A 433-nucleotide genomic window follows, 5' to 3' on the forward strand; every position below is an offset into this window, starting at 1 on the left:
TTTCCGCTGGCCACCGACCGGATCGCGCTGTACCTGGCGGCCGCCGTCGGCACGCTGGCCCTGGCGCGCTCGGTGCTGGCCTTCTCTCCGGGGCACGGCTGGTTCGTGGCGGCCGGCCTGCTGGTGCTGGCCATCGCCGTGGTGATCTCGCTGACCGTCACGCTGGCCGACCATTCCGCCGCGAAACTGCGCCTGCTGGCCAACCGGTTGGAGACGCTGGCCATCCTGGCCGCCGTCCCGCTGGTCATCGGCTTGTTCGGCGTCTTCGCCTCGCTGCTGACCACCTTCGACTGAGACAGGTTGGAACCGATTCCATGGAACCGATGTCGCGCAGGGACCTGTTCGCCCGGGAGAATACCGCCACCGGGCACGTCCCGGCAGGCCCGCCCCGGCAGGCTTCCGTGCCCCCGGCCGCCCCGTCCGGTGCGGGCTT

The 433-nt window shown here is 71.4% G+C and carries 1 protein-coding gene; it reads left to right on the top strand.

All coding sequences use genetic code 11. From position 1 onward, the window contains the following. Window positions 1-294 (top strand): hypothetical protein (locus AC5RUJ_RS18435; protein WP_494156538.1); only part of this gene is annotated, 294 nt, incomplete at its 5' end. Window positions 295-433 lie beyond the last annotated feature (139 nt).

It is taken from the genome of Arthrobacter sp. Y3223164 (assembly GCF_059091005.1).